At 71.6% G+C, this 18,256-nt stretch carries 14 protein-coding genes; 9 read left to right on the forward strand and 5 right to left on the reverse strand.

The features are described 5' to 3' along the window. Window positions 1-41: 41 nt before the first annotated feature. A complete protein-coding gene (locus KSO97_RS07785; protein ID WP_232677607.1) occupies window positions 42-1,856 on the reverse strand; it encodes a CocE/NonD family hydrolase in 1,815 nt (604 codons plus the stop codon). A 103-nt stretch (window positions 1,857-1,959) separates the two neighbouring features. Between KSO97_RS07785 and KSO97_RS07790 the strand changes: the two genes are divergently transcribed. Beyond that, the gene (locus KSO97_RS07790; RefSeq protein WP_232677609.1) at window positions 1,960-2,730 is read left to right on the forward strand and encodes a PaaX family transcriptional regulator C-terminal domain-containing protein; all 771 of its coding nucleotides are present in this window, start codon (window positions 1,960-1,962) and stop codon (window positions 2,728-2,730) included. 103 nt (window positions 2,731-2,833) lie between these two features. Next, on the forward strand, window positions 2,834-4,456 hold the full coding sequence (locus KSO97_RS07795; protein ID WP_232677616.1) for an acyl-CoA dehydrogenase family protein: 1,623 nt from the start codon (window positions 2,834-2,836) through the stop codon (window positions 4,454-4,456). A gap of 21 nt (window positions 4,457-4,477) precedes the next feature. Here KSO97_RS07795 and KSO97_RS07800 read toward each other — a convergent pair whose 3' ends face one another. Next, window positions 4,478-5,050: a hypothetical protein gene (locus KSO97_RS07800; RefSeq protein ID WP_232677617.1), complete on the reverse strand. Its 573-nt coding sequence runs from the start codon at window positions 5,048-5,050 to the stop codon at window positions 4,478-4,480. Window positions 5,051-5,291: 241 nt separating this feature from the next. Here KSO97_RS07800 and KSO97_RS07805 point away from each other — a divergent pair, with 241 nt between their 5' ends. After that, the gene (locus KSO97_RS07805) at window positions 5,292-9,647 is read left to right on the forward strand and encodes an Ig-like domain-containing protein (protein ID WP_232677620.1); all 4,356 of its coding nucleotides are present in this window, start codon (window positions 5,292-5,294) and stop codon (window positions 9,645-9,647) included. Between the two features lie 12 nt (window positions 9,648-9,659). Here the strand turns inward: KSO97_RS07805 and KSO97_RS07810 are convergent, their stop codons facing one another. Then, complete coding sequence (locus tag KSO97_RS07810) at window positions 9,660-10,562, reverse strand: AraC family transcriptional regulator (protein ID WP_232677623.1); 903 nt, start codon at window positions 10,560-10,562, stop codon at window positions 9,660-9,662. Window positions 10,563-10,650: 88 nt separating this feature from the next. Then, window positions 10,651-11,367 (reverse strand): TetR/AcrR family transcriptional regulator, encoded by a 717-nt coding sequence (locus tag KSO97_RS07815; RefSeq protein WP_232677625.1) that lies wholly within the window; start codon window positions 11,365-11,367, stop codon window positions 10,651-10,653. Between the two features lie 87 nt (window positions 11,368-11,454). On the opposite strand from KSO97_RS07815, the gene KSO97_RS07820 reads away from it, so the two are divergent. The 3 genes from KSO97_RS07820 (at window position 11,455) to KSO97_RS07830 (ending at window position 14,747) form a co-directional block, all read left to right on the forward strand. Further along, window positions 11,455-12,918, forward strand: a complete 1,464-nt coding sequence (locus tag KSO97_RS07820; protein WP_232677627.1) for an MFS transporter — start codon at window positions 11,455-11,457, stop codon at window positions 12,916-12,918. Between the two features lie 107 nt (window positions 12,919-13,025). Beyond that, entirely contained in the window at window positions 13,026-14,288 is a 1,263-nt protein-coding gene (locus tag KSO97_RS07825; protein WP_232677629.1) for an MFS transporter, read from the forward strand. A 24-nt stretch (window positions 14,289-14,312) separates the two neighbouring features. Further along, on the forward strand, window positions 14,313-14,747 hold the full coding sequence (locus KSO97_RS07830) for an HIT family protein (RefSeq protein WP_232677631.1): 435 nt from the start codon (window positions 14,313-14,315) through the stop codon (window positions 14,745-14,747). Between the two features lie 67 nt (window positions 14,748-14,814). On the opposite strand, the gene KSO97_RS07835 is transcribed toward KSO97_RS07830, so the two are convergent. Beyond that, window positions 14,815-15,273 (reverse strand): PaaI family thioesterase, encoded by a 459-nt coding sequence (locus KSO97_RS07835; RefSeq protein ID WP_232677633.1) that lies wholly within the window; start codon window positions 15,271-15,273, stop codon window positions 14,815-14,817. Between the two features lie 140 nt (window positions 15,274-15,413). On the opposite strand from KSO97_RS07835, the gene KSO97_RS07840 reads away from it, so the two are divergent. Genes KSO97_RS07840 through KSO97_RS07850 form a run of 3 tightly spaced genes read left to right on the forward strand, consistent with a single transcriptional unit; the run spans window position 15,414 to window position 18,240 of the window. After that, window positions 15,414-16,175, forward strand: coding sequence for a hypothetical protein (locus tag KSO97_RS07840; RefSeq protein WP_232677636.1), 762 nt, complete (start codon window positions 15,414-15,416; stop codon window positions 16,173-16,175). A 35-nt stretch (window positions 16,176-16,210) separates the two neighbouring features. Then, on the forward strand, window positions 16,211-16,480 hold the full coding sequence (locus tag KSO97_RS07845; RefSeq protein ID WP_232677639.1) for a DUF3039 domain-containing protein: 270 nt from the start codon (window positions 16,211-16,213) through the stop codon (window positions 16,478-16,480). Beyond that, complete coding sequence (locus tag KSO97_RS07850) at window positions 16,477-18,240, forward strand: DEAD/DEAH box helicase (protein WP_232677641.1); 1,764 nt, start codon at window positions 16,477-16,479, stop codon at window positions 18,238-18,240. Before KSO97_RS07845 ends, KSO97_RS07850 begins: the two co-directional genes overlap by 4 nt. Window positions 18,241-18,256 lie beyond the last annotated feature (16 nt).

The raw sequence follows: 18,256 nt of genomic DNA on the forward strand, positions 1-18,256 counted from the left end.
CCCGCCCTGTGGACCGGACTCGCCCCGAGAATCCTCGGTGCTCAGCGCAGTGGGTCGGGCCGACAGGGCTGAGACACGAGCGTTCCGCAGGCTGGTGCGTTGCCGGGGGCGTCGTCGCCCACCCGTCCGACGACCAGGGCCGAGGGGTGCTCGGCGTCGTGCAGCACCTCGAGGCGACTCGGCGGCGTCAGCCCGGTCGGCAGGGAGTTGGGCAGGAACGCCCAGAGGCCTGTGGCGCTGGGGCTGTCCACGTAGATCCGAAGCCGGGATCCGGCGCGGAAGGCCTGGGCGAACGGAAGGATCTCCACCCGCGCGAGGACGGCGCGCCCGATCGGCAGGTTGCGCTGCGCACCGCGAGTGAACGGGTGCACCGGCCGACGCGACGTCGACTCGGAGCGGACCAGGGCGCGGTGCGAGAGTCGCAGCCAGCCGCGTTGGACGTAGACCTCCTGGCCGTCCGGCCGCACCTCGGTCACGGTGACCTGCACGTCGGCGTCGCGAGTCTGGGCTCGCACCCACAGGTCCAGGCTCGCCGACCCCGCGAGCAGGAGGTCGCGCTTCAGCGGCGGCGTGGTGAAGGCTGCTGAGGTGCCGGGCAGTACTGGCGAGAGCTGCCAGGTCAACCCGCCGGCGAAGGTGGCGGGGTCCACCACGAGTGCCTCCGAGACGAGCGACGGCGAGATCCCGGGCGTCAGGTAGCCCGTCGCGGGCGACGCCGTCCGCGGTCGAGCGGTGTCGAGGCGGCCACCCGCGCCGAGGTAGAGCCGGCGTGTCGTCGTCGGCATCCGATGCCGACGGGTCGACACCACGAAGCGAGGCTCGTAGTCGGGCAGGCTGCTCTCGAACCACAGTTGGTGGTGCGGTGTGCGCTGCCAGCCGTTCTGCTCGCCCTTGAGGAAGTGGTCGAAGTACCGGTGGAGCAGGCGCCGCGACGAGGGCGAGGCGGCGTACATACCGTGGATGCCGTTGGTGCCGACCGTCCAGGTCGTCTCCGGATTCGTCTTCTCGAAGGCCAAGCCTCCGCGTGGGCCGGTCTGCTCGTCCTGCCAGGCCATCTCGCCCAGCACCGGCACCTGGATGCGACCGAGCCCGCGTTCGGGGCTGCGGCTGGTGAAGAAGGCGTCGCGGTAGGGGTGGGCGAGTCCGGAGAGCACGACTCCGCGCGGAAGCCCGAGCGCCTGGTGCCGCAGCACGTTGACGACGCACTCGACGTCGCCGTCCGCGCGTGCCTGGGTCAGCGCCTGGGCCCACGACACGTGCAGTGCCGCCTCCCAGGCGACGGGGAAGCCCGAGTTCGCGATGCCGCCGGGATAGCCGACGTCGCGGTACATGTCGCTGACGACCATGCCGGGGGCGATCGCCGCGAGCCCGGCCGGGCGTCGAGCCGCGGTGAGCAGCTGGGCGATGCCGGCGTAGGAGAAGCTGAACATGCCGACCTTGCCGGTCGACCACGGCTGACGTGATGCCCAGGTGACCGCCTCCGCGCCGTCGCTGCCCCATCGAGGGTCGAACAGCTCGAACTCCCCACCTGAGCATGCCGTGCCGCGGATGCTGACGCCGAGCACGGCGTAGCCGTCGGCGAGCATCTCGGCGACGAACTCCTCGTTCACCCGGCCCGGGTTCGACCCGGCGTTGTAGCCCTCGTACTGCATCAGGACCGGGTACCTACCCGGGCCGGGGGAGAGCAGCGTCCACTTCAGGCGGGTGCCGTCGGAGACCGTGAGGTACCCCGTCGTCCTCCGGACCTCGGTCGGGGAGGCGGCCGCGTGCGCCGGCATCGCGCCGGGGCCAAGTGTGATCACGGTGAGAAGCGTCGTGAGGATGACGACGAACGTCGCGCGGAGTCGAGGCAGCACGGAGAGCCCAACGACCGTGGGCGTCCGGCGTTACGAAGACACGCCGCACTGGCGGTCGCCTGAAATGTCGAAGGGCGGCTCGGGTGACCACGAGAATGGCGCCGTGACGACGCATGAACGCGAGGGCGATCTCGACGGACTCGATGAACTGGTCAGACCACTGACCAATCGGTCGATCATCCTCAGTGTGCTGCTCGGGTACGAGCGGCCGACGCTGAGCGCGCGGGAACTGGTGCGCGTCGGGGCCTCGTTCGGGGTCGGCGAAGGTGCCGTCCGCGTCGTCCTCAGTCGGATGCTGGCGAGCGGCGACCTCGAGCGCTCCGACGACGGCTACGCCCTCGCGCCACGGCTGCGCGAGCGTCAGCGGCTCCAGGACGCGTCGCTGCAGCCTGCGGTCTCACCGTGGGACGGCGGGTGGGACGTCGTCGTCCTGCCGGCGGCGACGGACCGGGCTGAACGAGCACGGCGGCGGCGTGATCTGGACGATGCACGCATGGGCGAGCTCCGCGAGGGCGTCTGGCTGCGTCCGGACAACCTCGTCTCGACCCTGTCGGCCGAGACGGAGGCCACGTGCGTCCGGTTGCGTGGCGCCGTCTACGACGAGGCCGGTGCGATGGCCTCCCGGCTGTGGGATCTCTCCGCCTGGGACCGCACCGCGCGGGCGTTGGGCGAGCGGTTGGACGCCGAGCAGTCGCCGGCCGATCAGATGGCCGTGGCTGCGGCGATCGTCCGGCATCTGCGACGCGACCCGCTGCTGCCCGAGGAGTTGCTGCCCGCGGGGTGGGTGGGCGCGGAGCTGCGCGGGGCCTACGCGGACTATCGGACGGCATTGGTGGCGCGGCACGTACCCGACCCGGTGGGCACCGGCTCGTAGCCAGGAGGCGCGAGCATCGCGTACATTTCAATACGTGCGATGGATGACGCACAGTTGAAATGATGACGGCGGACGCCGATCCGCCTCGAGAGGAGATCCGGCGATGCCGACCCACGTCGTCACGAACCAGGTGCCGCCCCTGGTGGGCCACGACACCTCTGCCGACCCGGCGCTGCGCGAGGCGCTCGAGCGCGAGGGCGCGGGGTGGGCGCTGCCCCAGCTCGAGCAGATCGGCCGATCGGCCGGCAGTGCAGCCTCCCAGGAGCTCGGACGGCGTGCCGAGGCGCATCCGCCCGTCCTGCACACCCACGACCGGTGGGGCCACCGCGTCGACGAGGTCGAGTACGACCCCGCGTACCACGACCTGATGCGCACCGCCGTCGACTTCGGACTGCACGCGGCTCCGTGGGCCGATGATCGCGCCGGTGCCCACGTCGCCCGCGCGGCGGGATTCATGGCGTGGAACGTCGACGCCGGGCACGGGTGCCCGATCTCGATGACCTACGCCGTCGTGCCCGCGCTCCGCGCCGCTCCGGAGCTCGCGTCGGTCTACGAACCGCTGCTGACGTCCCGCCTCTACGACCCCGCTCTCGCGGTGCCGTCGACCAAGCGCGGACTCATCGCGGGGATGTCGATGACGGAGAAGCAGGGTGGGTCCGACGTCCGCTCGAATCGCACCGAGGCGACGCCCCACCCCGACGGTTCCTACCGGCTCACCGGCCACAAGTGGTTCACGTCGGCGCCGATGAGCGACGTCTTCCTCGCACTCGCGCAAGCCCCCGGCGGCCTCTCATGCTTCCTGGTGCCGCGGGTGCTGCCCGACGGCGAGCGCAACGCGATGCACCTGATGCGGCTCAAGGACAAGCTGGGCAACCGCTCGAACGCGTCGTCGGAGATCGAGTACGACGGCGCCCACGCCTGGCTGGTCGGCGAGGAGGGGCGCGGCGTGCGGACCATCGTCGAGATGGTCAACCTCACCCGCCTCGACTGCACCCTCGGGACGGCGTCCGGCATGAGGTCGGCCGTCGTCCAGGCCGTTCACCACGCCCGGCACCGTGCGGCGTTCGGTCGTTCTCTGATCGATCAGCCGCTGATGCGCAACGTGCTCGCCGACCTGATCGTGGAGTCGGAGGCGGCCACCGTCACGGCCATGCGGCTCGCCGGCGCGACCGATCGCGCGGTGCGGGGTGATGAGGAGGAGGGTGCGTTCCGTCGGCTCGCGCTCGCGGCCTCGAAGTACTGGATCTGCAAGCGCGGTCCTGCCGTGGCGGGCGAGGCGATGGAGTGCCTGGGAGGAAACGGCTACGTCGAGGACGCCGGACTCGCCCGGATCTATCGGGAGCTGCCGTTGCTCTCGATCTGGGAGGGATCGGGCAATGTCGCCGCCCTCGACGCGCTGCGTGCGATGGCTCGCGAGCCCGGTTCGCTGGATCGCACGATCGCCGAGGTCGAGCTCGCCGCCGGCGCCGATCATCGGCTCGACGACGCCGTCGCCGCACTGAAGAAGGAGCTGGGCGACCTCGGCGATCTCGAGTTGCGCGCGCGGCGGATCGTCGAGCAGCTCGCTCTGGTTCTCCAGGGCTCGCTCCTCGTGCGCCACGCGCCGTCCGCCGTCGCCGACGCGTTCTGCGCGACGCGACTCTCCCGCGACTGGGGCGGCGCGTTCGGCACCATGCCGGCGGGGCTCGACCTCGACGCGATCCTCGAGCGCGCCGCGATCGACTGAGATCGCGACGCCGGCCGGCCCTCAGCCGCCGAGGTCGACGACGAGCCGCGGCGGGCGGGCGAGTGCGGTGACGTCGACGTCGGGGGCCTCGCCCGTCAGCCCGACCAGTACCTGGGTGTAGCCCTCGAACGTGCCGACGAGGTTCACCTCCGCCACCCGGCCGCGGGACGGCGCGATCCGAGCGGGCACCCGGTAGGCACGCGCGTCGTCCGCGGCCGGCAGGACGGTCCCCGATGCGTACACGTCGAGGTAGGAGTCGCCGTCGAGGCGTACGAGGTCGCCGCTGCCGTCCTGCGCCGGCCGGTCGACCGGCCCGACCGACCAGCCGGGGCGCCCGCTCCCGGCGAACGTCAGCACGAGTCGGTCGCCGGCACCTCGAGACGACACCTCCACGTCGGTGAGCACGAGATCCCACGGACCTGAGGGCTCGGCCGTCTGCACGGCACCGTCGCCGATCGGTCCCGACGTCGGCTCCGGCCGCGTGGGGGCGCTCGTGCTGGACGCCTCGGCGGCGCCGTCGTCCGCGACATCGGCACAGGCGGCGCTGACGAGGGCCGCGGCGAGGGCCAGGCTGCAGATCCTGAGAAGGCGCATGACAGGGAGACGCCGGCAATGCGCGTTCGGTTGCCATGGTCCATCTGGGCGGTTCTTCGATGATTCGGCAGACAGGACCGGCCGCACCCCCGATCCTGATCCGGGCACGGGACGCGAACGGCGTTCGAACTCGGAGCCCAGCATCCGCGCACCCCCACGCGGGCCGACCCGATGAAGCAGTCCGTCGAGGCTCGGCGTCCTTGTCGTGCCCGCCGATCGTCCGCACCTGCCCGGAGTCCACATGCCCCACGCCCGCCCCGCCCATCGGTTCGACGACGCCGCGGTCGCACGCGTCGTCCGCCGCGGTGTCGCGCTGCCGATCGTCGCCGTCCTCGCCCTGCTCGGGGCTCTCCTCTCGGTGGCACCGGCGGCCTTCGCCCTGCCCGAGGTGCCCGTCGCCCACCCGGTGTCGATCACGGTGGCGTTCGGGTCGAGCACCAACCCGGTGACGCTGAATGTCACGGGCGGCACCCCCACGACTGTGGCGGTCGCAGCCTCGGCCTCTCACGGATCCGTCGTGGCGTCGGGTACCTCGATCACCTACACGCCCTACCCGGGCTTCGCGGGCGGGGACAGCTTCACCTACACCGCCACCAACGAGGGCGGCACCAGCGCTCCGGCGACCGTCTCGGTCACCGTGACGGCGCCGACGCTCTCTGTCTTCCCGTCGTCGCTGCTGCCCAACGGAACTCAGGGCACGGCGTACTCGCAGACGTTCACTGCCGTCGGTGGCACGGCGCCGTACGCCTACGGCGTCACCTCCGGAACCGTCCCGTTCGGCATGACGCTCGGGCCGTCGGGAGTTCTGAGCGGCACGCCCGGTGCGTTCGGGAACTTCTCGTTCACCCTCACCGCGACGGACTCCTCCTCGGGGAACGGCCCGTTCACCGTCTCGCAGTCGTACATGATCACGATCTACCCGCCGCCGGCCGTCGCGCCGGTCGTCCATGCGCAATCGGTGAGCGTGTCCTACAACACCGCGACCCCGATCACCCTCACCGCCAGCAACGGCCCGACGTCGTGGCACGTGGCCACCCTGCCGACGAAGGGAACGCTGTCCGGCCCCGCGCCCAACCTGACCTACACGCCGGATGCCGGTGCCGCCGGGCTGGACTCCTTCACCGTCACCGCCGCCAACGACGGCGGCACGAGCAACGTGGCGACCGTCTCGGTCTCGATCGCGCCGCCGGCGCCGACGCTGATCACGCCGGCGAACGGGGCGGTCGTCGCGACGTCGAGGCCGACCTACGGCGGAACCGCCCGCGCCAACGCGACCGTCGAGGTCTTCGTCGCCGGGTCGTCCATCGGGTCGACCACCGCGGACCCCTCGGGCAACTGGTCGCTGCAACAGCCCGTCGCGCTCACCGACTCCATCCGGACGGTGCGGGCCGTGGCGCTCGTGGAGGGAGTCGCCAGCGTCAGCTCGAACTCCAACACCTTCACGATGGACACCGTTCCGCCCGCGGCGCCGGTGATCTCGACGCCGGGGAACTTCTCGACCATCGATGACAACACCCCGACCTTCACCGGGACGGCGGAGGCGTTCTCCGTCGTGACGGTGTTCGCGGGCAGCCAGGCGCTGGGCACGGCCGTAGCGACCAACGCCGGCGCGTGGTCGTTCACTGCGGCGGGCGCGTTGGCCGACGCGACGTACGAGTTCACGGCGACGGCGAGAGACTTCGCATACAACGTCAGCCCTACCTCGGCGACGAGGACCGTCACGATCGACACGGCGCCGCGAGCGTTCCTCCAGACGTCGACACCGATCATCGACGGTGCGGGCACTCGGTCCCCGAGCGTCGATCTCACCGCCAGTGTCGACGAGTCGCTGTGGTCGCCCACCGGCGCCACGTTCACCTACGAGTGGCGCTCCTCGACGGATCCCTCCGGGCCTTTCTACGCCGTGCCCGGCTCCAGCGGATCCCAGCCGGTCGACGGCGTGGTGACGCTGCCGGCGGCGACGCTCACCGGCGGCCGCTACTACGTGCTCGCCATGTCGGGCGCCACGGGCCTCTACGCCTCGACGGTCATCGCGGTCCCCGTCTATGTCGGGATCGGACAGGCTGCGCTCGACGCACCGACGATCTCGATCCCCGGCGGCGGGCCGGCGCCGGCGGTCGGCCAGGAGCTCACGGCGTCGGCCACCGGCGTGACGCCGATCGGTGCCGACGTCACCTACACCTGGTATCGCGTGGCCGACGGCGGCGCCGAGACCCAGGTGGGCTCGGGTGCGACCTATGCGGTGACTGCCGACGACGAGAGCCAGCGCCTCCTGGTGCGTGCGAGGGCAGCGGCGACCGACTACGCGCCCTCGGCGACGGGTTCTTCGGCCGCGACCGCCTCCGTCGTCGAGGGATCTCTCAGCGGCACGGTGACCTTCGGCTTGGCGACGAGCGCAGGGTCGGTGACCGAGCTCTACCGGGGTGACGTCGTGACGGTCTCGACCACCTCTGCGTCGATCACGCCGACTGTCGACCCCGAGGACACGGTCGTCTACGACTACTACCTCTGCCCGGCCTCCTACGAGGCGGGGGATTCGATCCTCGACTGCACGCTGGCGCCCGTGGTGCGCATCAGTCCCGAGCTCGGCCTGGCCGTCGACCTCACTGTGGCGAGCAGCGATCCCCTCATGGACGCGGTGATCGAGTCGGGGATCGTCGGCGCGCGCCTGGTCGTGGCGTGGAGCGTCGACCGCGCGGGCTACCAGACCCTGACCGGGAACACGGCGGTCGCGACCATCGGCAAACGAGCGGTCACCGGCCTGACAACGCCGACCCTGACCGGGCTGCCTTCGGCCGGGCGGCCGAAGTCAGGCGACGTGCTGGGCTTCACCGGCGGCGGCACCGTGAGCCCTGCGGACGCGGTGCTCGCGCGACAGTGGCTGGCCGACGGGCTGCCGATCGACGGTGCCACCGGCGAGACCTTGATCCTGACGAACGCGCTCGCGGGCAAGCAGATCAGCCTGCGGCTCACGGCTGAGAAGACCTTCCACTCCTCGCAGTCGGTCACCTCGCTGACGTCGGCCGCCGTCGAGGGGACCTACGTCACCAAGCCGAGCGCGACGTTCGCCGGAGCGCCGACGCACGCCGTCGTCGGCGACACCCTTGCCGTGAACGTGACGCAGGGGTCGCCGTCCGGAGCGGTGCCCAGCTACCGGTGGACGGTCGGCGGCGTGGTCGTGACGGATGTCGGTGGGCAGCCCCACGACCTCGGCACCTTCACGGTGCGACCCGGAGACCTGGACAAGAGCGTCGGTGTCACGGTCACCTTCACCCGCACCGACTACGTCACCGAGACCACGATCCTGAGCGTGCCTGGCCTGGTCGGGAAGGGCGTGCTCGGAACGGCGCCGACGGTCGGTGTCACCGGCCGTCCGCTGGTCGGCTCGCCGCTGGCCGCTTCGATCACCGGCGGCACGATCCCCTCGGGCGTCGTCCCGACGTTCGTGTGGATGGTGAACGACCACGTCGTGGCCGGCGCCGTCGGCTCGACGTTCGCGCCGCGTTTCGACGACGTGTTCGGCATCGTGTCGGTCGAAGTGACCTGGGAGCGCGTCGGCTACGAGGTCGTCCGCGTCCGGGCCAGCGCCGCGGACGACGTCCGACTTCCGGCCGGCGGTGGCTCGACGCCGACCAACCCGCCGACCGACCCGCCGACCGACCCGCCGGGGGACAAGCCCTTCCCGACGCTGCTGGACCCGGTCGTGACGGGGACACCGCAGGTCGGCGGCCTGCTCTCGGGCTCGATCTCGCTGCCGGACGTGCCTGGCGTCGCCGCGGCCTATCAGTGGCGCGTTGTGCGGTCCGACGACACGGTCGAGGACATCCCCGGTGCGACCACCGCGAGGCTCGAGATCCCGGCCGCCTACGCAGGTCTGGAGATCGTGTTGGTGGTCACCGTCACCGCACCCGGCTACGAGACGACGGCGAAGACGTTCCGCTTCCCCGAGGGCGGGCAGACCGTCGCCCGGGGTGAGCTGCGGAGGTTCGCGCCGGCCGTCCGCGGCCTGCGCGGTGCGCCGATCGCAGGTCGCGCCCTGAGGGTCGTGCCCGGAGCCGTCTTCGGCGCCGAGCGCGCGACGTCGACCCAGCGTGCGAGCGTCGCCCCGGCGCCCGCGCCGGCCGGGCTCACGATGCGCGTGCGCTGGTACGCCGACGGCGTTCCGGTACGCGGCGCCGAGCGCGTGGTGTTCCGCCCGGGCCCCGCCCAGATCGGGAAGCGGATCGCGGTGCGGGTCACCTTCACCGCCCCGGGCTACCAGACCTCGACGCGGACGTCGGAGCGCACGGCGCCCGTGCGTCTGGGCCGACTCCTCGCCGCGCCGGGTTCGTCGTCGGCGGGTACCAAGGTCGCGCTGGCCGCCATCGCACCGGGGGCGGCGTCGGGCTACCGCGTCGTGATCGACGGCAAACGTGTGGCGCGTGGTGTGGTCGCGCGCCGGGCTGTTCGCTCGGGTCGCCCGGTGTCGTGGACTCGCTCGGTGCGGCTGCCCTCGAATGCCTGCGGTCCGACCCGGGTGGTCGTGTCGTGGACGGACGCGCGCGGCCGCTACCTCACTAGCCGCCTCGGGGTCGTGCGGGTGACCGGCTGTTCCTGAGCCGAGGGCGCCTCAGGTCGGCTCGACCGGCAGCCACAGCTCGCACGTCGCCGTCGCGGTCCCGGGTTCGTGGCCGGGATCGTAGGCCTGCATCGCGACGACCTCGGGCCCGGGACGCAGCCGCCACGGCTGTGACGGGAACCAGCTGGTCGCCGTGGCTGCCCAGGTCTCCTGGAGCACTTGGGGGTGGGGCCCCTGGGTGCGGAACACCGCCCAGGTGCCGGCGCCGGTCTCGATGACATCGAGACCGGCCACGTCGTCGGGAACAGGCGCCGTCGTCGAGATCGCGACGCCGTGCAGATAGGTCAGCTCGGTGCCCTCGGCGCGATCCACGTCGAGGTCGTCGCTGACGGCGAGCACGCCGCGGGGCTCGACGTCGTTGAGGTGCTTGAGGCGCGCGACGTCGTCGGCGGGGATGGCAGCGACGTGTCGCGCGATGTGAGGGTTGACGCCTTCGTGCATGAGCGGCACGCGGGCGGCCCATCCGACCAGCCGGAGAGTGGGCAGGGTGACGATGCGGGTGTCCATGGGGATGCTCCCTTCGACGGTCAGGTGGAACCTGATCCGTGCTTGTGTCCGTAGCGGGCCGCCGTGTCGACGCACCTCGCCGGGGCGTACTCCGTGGACCGCGTGGAACGCGCGACCGAACGCCTCGGTCGAGCCGTACCCGTAGCGGACGGCGATCGTGAGCAGGTCGTCCTCGGCGGCGACGAGGTCGGCTGCCGCGAGCGACATCCGGCGTCGCCGTACATACTCCGAGACCGGCATGCCGGCCAGGGAGGCGAACATCCGGCGGAGGTGGTGCTCGGTCGTGCCGATCCGCCGCGCGATCTCCGCGACGTCGATCGGATTCGACGCGGAGTCGGTGAGCAGTGACTCCAGGTCGTCCACGGCCCGGTTGAGCTCGGCGATCACGGGGCCCTCCTTTCGCCTGCCACTCTCCCCGCGGCGACACGCGGGGCACCCGACCATCGCGGTCCGATGTGATCGGGTCGCGGTGGCCTCAGCCGGCCGCTTCCAGCCGGAGGCCGGCCAGGATCAGCTCCAGCCCGGCGCGGAACTGGTCGACGTCGTCGTGGCCGTCGAACTCGTCCACGATGTCGTGGACGAAGGGATAGTCGTCCGCGTCGAGCGCGCGCCACCGGTCGGCGTAGCGATGCAGCAGCTCGTCGCGGTCGGCGCCGTCGTCGAGCATCGCCTCCGGTGGTTCCTGCCCCAGATCGGCCGCAGTGCCCACCGCGAAGCCGGTGACGGCCGAGACCGCGTGGAAGCGCTGGCGCGGTGTCAGGTCCATCCGCAGGGTGGGGCGGCCGAGCCGCTCGTACAGGCGCAGCGAGGTCACCTGGATCTCCATGCTGCGCATGAAGTACGCGCTGAGCCAGGGCCGCTCGACGATGGCGTCGAAGAGGACGATCGCCATCCGTCGCAGGTCGTCGATCGGGTCCTCTCCCTCGGGCACCGCGTCGATCGCTTCCAGGACGGGGCCCAGCGCGTGATCGGTGGCGCGGTCGAGCAGCTCCTCCTTGCTCGCGACGTACCAGTAGATGGTGCCGACGCCGGTGCGCAGACGGGCCGCGAGGGAGCGGAAGGTCAGAGCCGCACCGCCCGCCTCGTCCAGGAGCTGCACCGTCGCGTCGAGGACGGCGTCCAGCGAGTGCGACGAGCGACGGCGTCCGCGTGCGGGACCGGCGCCGGCGGTAGATCGCGGGCGGGTCGTCATGGGTCCATCCAACCACGGACTTGTCAGATATCGAACGTCGTTCTATGTTGATCGAACATTGTTCGATAAGCTTCGAGAGGAGGCCCGATGACCGCCATCACCGCGCAGGCCACCGCGTCTCGTACCTATCCCTCCCTCCGCGCCGCCTGGATCCCGATGACGGCGTTGTGTCTCGCCTTCTTCGTGGAGATGGTCGACAACACCCTGCTGTCCATCGCGCTGCCGACCATCGGGCGCGACCTGGGGGGTGGCACGACCGCCCTGCAGTGGGTCACCGGCGCCTACTCGCTCACCTTCGGCGGACTGCTGCTGACGGCGGGGTCGTTGGCCGACCGGCTGGGGCGTCGTCGGGTTCTCCTGGTCGGGCTCGCGCTGTTCGGCACGCTGAGCCTGCTCGTCGCGGCCGTGTCCTCGACCGGCGAGCTGATCGCTCTCCGTGCGGGTCTCGGCATCGCGGCCGCGGCGATGGCGCCGATCACCAATTCACTGGTCTTCCGGCTCTTCGACGACCAGGTCCTGCGCATGCGCGCGATGACCGTGATGATCGCCGTCGGCGTCAGTGGGTTCATCCTCGGCCCGTTGCTGGGTGGCACGGCGCTGGCGCACGTGCGCTGGGAGTGGTTGTTGCTGGTGAACGCGCCGATCGCGCTCGCGGCGGGGATCGGCGTGTGGCTCGGCGTCGCCGCCGACCGCCGCGACGACCTGACCGAGGACCGTCTCGATCTCCCCGGCGCCGCGGCGAGCATCGCCACGATCGGCCTGGCCTGTCTCTCCCTCACCAGCGGCGTCGAGCGCGGATGGACCTCGATCGTGACCGTTCTCGTGGTGGTGGGCGCCGTCGCCTCCGGGGCGACCTTCGTCTGGTGGGAGCGGCGCGCGGCGGCTCCGATGCTGGACCTGACGATCTTCCGTGACGGGACTGTGCGGGGTGCCGTGATCGCCCAGGCGGGCACGTCCATCGCGATGGCGAGCGTGCTGTTCGGGCTGATCCTGCATTTCCAGTACGCCTACGGATGGAGCCCGGTACGCGCCGGCCTGGCGAATCTCCCGCTCATCGCGACGATGCTGCTCGCGACGCCGCTCGCCGAGCGCCTCGCCGCCTCGATCGGCCACCGTCGTGCCTGCCTGGTCGGCGCCGCCTGTCTCGCGGGGTCGCTGGCCGGGCTGTCGTGGGGCGTCGACCACGGCTACGCGAGCATCGCGGTGGCGATGGTCGTGATGACGATCGGGCTCCGCCTCGTGATGACGATCTGCGCCGTGGCGTTGGTCGAGGCGATGCCGGCCAACCGGACGTCGATGGGCACGGCCCTCAACGACACCGCGCAGGAGGTCGGCACCAGCATCGGCACGGCCCTGCTCGGCACGCTCCTCGCCGTGCTCGTCACGACGCGTCTGCCCGACGGCGCGTGGAGCCCGGCCCTGGTCGCCTCGTTCTTCCAGGGCGAACGGATCGCCTACGCGGTGCTGGCCGTCGTCGTCGGCGTCGTGGCCGGCCTCGGGGCGATGACCCTGACCGACGCCCGCACCACCGAGGCGCCTGCGGAAGGATGACAACGCGGATCAGCAGGTGCGTTAATGATAACGACTCTCGTTAGAGTAATCTCCCCCTTTGTGTTCCGGGGATCGCGTGTTGCACGCACGGCGTGCAGGTGGTGCGCGTGAGGGGCGATCGGCCATCGGACACCCTCTGGACGCCGCTCTTCCGTCGCTACTTCGCGCTGCGCGTGGTCGCCATGGTCGGCAACGCTCTGAGCCTGGTGGCGTTCCCAGTGCTGGCCTATCGGCTCACCGGGCGAGCCTCGGTGACGGCGCTGATCACCGCGGCCGAGAGCCTGCCGTATCTCGCGGTCGGACTCATCGCCGGCGCGATGGCCGACCGCTGGAATCGCCGCCGGATCCTCGTGCTCACCGGTGCGCTCGGTGCCGTGCTGATGGCATCGATCCCGCTGGCGGCCGCGCTCGCCTCGGTGAACATCGTCCACGTGCTGCTCGTCGCCGTCGCGGTGGCCACGCTGTGGGTCTTCGCCGACGCCGCGACGTTCGGCGTACTTCCGCAGTTGGCCGGCCGATCGAAGCTGCCCGAGGCGACGTCGGCGTTGGCCACGGTCGGCACGGGCATCGGGGTGGTCGGGCCGGTCGTGGCCGGAGTGCTGGTCACCACCGCCTCGCCCGTGGTGGCACTGGCGATCGACGCGGTCGCCTTCGCGTTTCTCACCGCCGGGATGATGGCGCTGCGCTGGCCCGGAAGCGAGGACCGACCCGGGCGAGGTGCCGACCGAGATCTGCGCCGCGAGATCGGTGAGGGCGTGAGATTCCTGTGGGCTCAGCCGGTGGTGCGCTGGCTCACCGTCCTGGGCGTGGGATCGAGCCTCGCGGGAGGCGCCGTCTCGGGGCTCCTGGTGGTGCTCGGCGTGGAGCAGCTCGGGCTGGCGCGCGACGACGCCCGACTGGGGTGGCTCTACGCGGCTGCCGCCGTCGGATCCTTCGTCGGGTCCCTCGCGCTCCCGCGGGTGCAACGACGTCTCGGGGTCGGACTCATCACCACCGTCGGGTATGCCGGGATGCTCGCTCCCATGCTCGTGCTGGCCTCGCTCGGGTCGTGGGTGCCCGCACTCGTCGTACTCGCCGTCTTCCACCTCGCGTTCACCGTGGTGATCGTCAACGGCATCGTCACGCGGCAGGTGATCACGCCCGACCACCTCCAGGGCAGGGTCAACACGACGGCCCGCTTGATCGCCTGGGGCGGCGCGCCCCTCGGTGCCGCGCTCGCCGGCGTGCTCGCCGACGTCGCCGGTACGGCGTGGGCGTTGCGGCTCACCGCACTGGGCTTGGTGGTGAGTCTGACCGCGGCGTCGGTCGTCGGCGTCCCGCGCTACCCGCGCGTCGCCGTCCTGCGGGAGCGCTCGGCCCTCCCGGGATGAGACCTCCCGTGCGAGAGTCGAGGGGTGGCAACCACCTCGTGCGTCTTCTGCCAGATCGTCGCGGGGGAGACTCCCGCAGACGTCGTGCTCGACGAGCCCGACCTGCTCGGCTTCCTGGACCAGCGCCCCGTCTTCAAGGGGCATGTGCTGCTGGTGCCCCGCCGCCACGTGGTCACCCTGCCCGAGCTCCCGGCTGAGCTGCGTGACCCGTTCCTCGCCGCGGCACAGCGGCTCGCCACCGCGGTGGTGGACGCGTTGGGGGCGCAGGGGAGCTTCGTGGCGATCAACAACGTTGTCAGCCAGTCGGTGCCGCACCTGCACCTGCACGTCGTGCCGCGCACGAAGGGCGACGGTCTGCGTGGCTTCTTCTGGCCGCGTCAGAAGTACGACGATCTGGCCGAGCGGTCGCACTACGCCGAGCGACTCAGGTCGGCGCTCGCCGGTGATCGACCGGGGTGAGGAACGGCTCCCGCAGCTGACGTGCTGGGCGAGCAGTCAGCTGCGCGAGCACGGCCCCCGCAGCACCTCAGCTGCGCGGACGCCAGCGCTTCCAGACGGCGGTGGCCTCCGCCCGCGGCTTGCCGTCGTGGACGACGCGCACCCGCGCCGTCATCTCCTCATAGCTCGCCTCGGTGACCTCGGCCTCGAGGCGCAGCTCCGCCTCCAGCGGGGTCGGACGCAGGTAGGCCAGGTCGATCCCGGCCGTCACGTAGGGCAGTGCCGCGCCCGGCAGCGCAGGCCAGTCGCGCAGGTGCGCCTCGTGCACCACGGCGGCGGCGCTGTGGCAGTCCAGCACGGTGGCGATGATGCCGCCGTTGAGGTAGCCGAGGCCGTTGTTGTGCTCGGGCCAGGGTGTGAAGCGCGCGACCACCGTCTCGCCGTCGGGGAAGGAGCGGAGCCGCAGACCGCGCTCGTTCGCCGGGCCGCAGCCGAAGCAGGTCATGGTGGGGAAGTACTGCTCCTGGAGGCTGATCGCGGTCGTCACGGCTGTCATCGTGCCAGCGGCGCCCGAGCCCGACGGCAGGCGGCGACGTCGATCGCCGTCTCCGCTGGCCCGATCGGACTACCGCCACCCCGCGCGCTCGGCCGAGGCGGTGGGTGCCTCGGCGCTCCTAGCGTGGAAGCGTGAACGATGGGGCGTACACGACAGGGAATCCGCATGCGCACGTGCCGGCGATCGAGGTCGCGCGGCCGACCAGCGGTGGGGCGGTGGTGGCGATCGTGACGGCCGGGGTGCTCAACCTCGCGCTGGTGCTGGGCGGCGTGTTGGCGGCCTGCGCGCTGGCATCCGGCGAATGGACGGCCACGGACTCGAGTGCCGTCACGAGCGGTTCGGGACCCGCTAGCGTCGAACGGGAACCGGGCGACTGGCACTGGAGTGACGACGAGATGCCCGCGGACCTGACGCCGGGCGGGCCCGTCGTCCGCGCGTCCGTGGCGTTGGCCCAGGCTGATGCCCTGGCGATCGAGGTCTATGCGACGGTCCCGAGTGACGGTCGATTGGACGCGTGGCTGACGACGTCGGGGAAGCACCTGGACACCATCGACAGGTTGGTGGACGTGGCGATGGTCGCGGCTCGTCAGACCCTTGACGTCGAACTGCGCGGGCTGATGGTCGAGCAGGTCGACCTGTCCGAGCGAGGCGCCCGCCTGGTGGCCGCCACGCTGCGGACGATCGAGGACGACGACCCGGCCGCTCACGCGCGTCTCGAGCCCCGGTTCGACGCCGCCGATCGCGCCTGGGATCGCTGGATGGCCGACTATCTCGACTACTTCCGGTCCCACGGCGCTCCCGAGTCGGTGATCGAGACGTTCGAGCGGCAGCAGGCCGAGGCCACCGAGGAGGCGCTGCGGCGGATCGAGCAGGGGCCGGGCCTCACGGCCTGAACCCAGCGACCCTCGCCACCTCCTACACTGACCCGGTGACCTCCTTCGGCTTCGGATCCCGCACCGCGACCGACACCGCCGTCCGCGAGGAGGAGCGCACCATCCCGGTCGAGGACGGCGACCACGAGCGGTTCAGCCACTACGTGGAGAAGGACAAGCTCACCGAGGCGATGGTGATGGGCACGCCCGTCGTGGCCCTCTGTGGCAAGGTCTGGGTGCCGAGCCGTGCTCCGGAGAAGTTTCCGGTCTGCCCGGACTGCAAGGAGATCTGGGACTCACTCCGCGACGACGAGGGCGAGGAGTGACCCTCGGGCCTGCCTGGCCCGAGCGAGCTGCCTGGGGTACCGCGACGTCGCTGCGCGCTTGGCAGTCGGCCGCGCTGGATGACTACCTCGGGCGCGGGCCGCGCGACTTCCTCGCCGTCGCGACGCCGGGTGCCGGCAAGACGACGTTCGCGCTGACGGCCGCCGCCGAGCTGATCGGACGGCGGGTGGTCGACCGGATCATCGTCGTCGCGCCGACCGAGCACCTCAAGCAGCAGTGGGCCGAGGCCGCGGACCGCATGGGCCTGCCGATCGACCCGACCTACTCGGCCGGGTCCGGCAAGATCTCCAGCGACTACGTCGGTGTGGCGGTCACCTACGCCGGGGTCGCGGTGAACCCGCTCGCGCTGCGGATCCGCACCGAGCGCTTCAAGACCCTGGTCATCCTCGACGAGGTGCACCACGCCGGCGACGCTCTCTCCTGGGGCGAAGGCGTCCGCGAGGCCTTCGAACCCGCCGCGCGGCGACTCTGCCTGACCGGCACGCCGTTCCGCTCCGACGTCAACCCGATCCCCTTCGTCTCCTACGCTCCCGGCGACGACGGCGTGCCTCGTTCGGTCGCCGACTTCACCTACGGCTACGGCCACGCGCTCGCCGACCACGTCGTCCGGCCGGTGCTCTTCCTGGCCTACTCCGGCGAGATGTCGTGGCGCACCCGGGCCGGCGACGAAGTGGCGGCCAAGCTCGGCGAGCCGCTCACGAAGGACATGACCAACCAGGCGCTGCGCACGGCGCTGGACCCCACGGGCTCGTGGATGCCGGCCGTGCTCGAGGCGGCGGACAAGCGGTTGGACGAGGTGCGCAGGCACGTCCCCGACGCGGGTGGACTGGTGATCGCCACCGATCAGGATGACGCGCGCGCCTACGCCAAGCTGCTCCGTGCGATCAGCGGCGAGGCGCCGACCGTCGTGCTCTCGGATGAGAAGGCGGCGTCGAAGAAGATCTCGACCTTCAGTGCCGACGAGTCCAAGTGGATGGTCGCGGTGCGGATGGTCTCCGAGGGCGTCGACGTGCCGCGCCTCGCTGTCGGCGTGTACGCCACGACGACCTCCACCCCGCTCTTCTTCGCCCAGGCGATCGGCCGTTTCGTGCGGGCCCGCACTCGCGGCGAGACGGCGTCGATCTTCCTGCCCTCGGTGCCCACGCTGCTCGGGCATGCTGCCCAGCTCGAGCTCGAGCGCGACCACGTGCTCGGCCGTCGGGTCGACGACGAGTCCGACATCTTCGCCGCCGAGGACGATCTCCTGGCCCGGGCCCAGGCCGGCGAGGGTGCCTCCGACGAGCTGGCGCAGCTGCCGTTCGAGGCGTTGGGCTCGGAGGCGCGCTTCGACCACGCGCTCTACGACGGCGCGGCCTACGGCTCGGAGGAGGAGATGGACTTCCTCGGGATCCCGGGTCTGCTGGACGCCGACCAGATGCGCGACCTGCTCCAGCAGCGCACCCGCGACCAGAACTCCGCGCGGGAGCGGGCGCGCGAGTCCGCGCGGGCGACCTCGGCGAAGGAACGTGCCGCCGACGACCTGGCCGAGGTGAGCACCCACGAGCAGCTCGCCGTGCTGCGCCGCGAGCTCAACGGCCTGGTGGCAGCGTGGAACCACCGCACGGGTCAGCCGCACGGGGTGACCCACGCGGCACTGCGCAAGGAGTGCGGCGGCCCTGCTGCCGCGGTGGCCAACGCCGAGCAGCTCTACGCGCGCATCAACCGCATCCGGGAGTGGGCGGTCGGTCGCAGGTCCGGGTGATCGCCGGCGGCGGTCC

The organism is Nocardioides sp. R-C-SC26 (assembly GCF_021246465.1).
GTDB lineage: Bacteria > Actinomycetota > Actinomycetes > Propionibacteriales > Nocardioidaceae > Nocardioides.

Coding starts and splice junctions, on each gene's coding strand:
- KSO97_RS07800 (WP_232677617.1), bottom strand. CDS start 5,050: ATGCGCCTTCTCAGGATCTGCAGCCTGGCCCTCGCCGCGGCCCTCGTC.
- KSO97_RS07805 (WP_232677620.1), top strand. CDS start 5,292: ATGCCCCACGCCCGCCCCGCCCATCGGTTCGACGACGCCGCGGTCGCA.
- KSO97_RS07820 (WP_232677627.1), top strand. CDS start 11,455: ATGACCGCCATCACCGCGCAGGCCACCGCGTCTCGTACCTATCCCTCC.
- KSO97_RS07815 (WP_232677625.1), bottom strand. CDS start 11,367: ATGACGACCCGCCCGCGATCTACCGCCGGCGCCGGTCCCGCACGCGGA.
- KSO97_RS07795 (WP_232677616.1), top strand. CDS start 2,834: ATGCCGACCCACGTCGTCACGAACCAGGTGCCGCCCCTGGTGGGCCAC.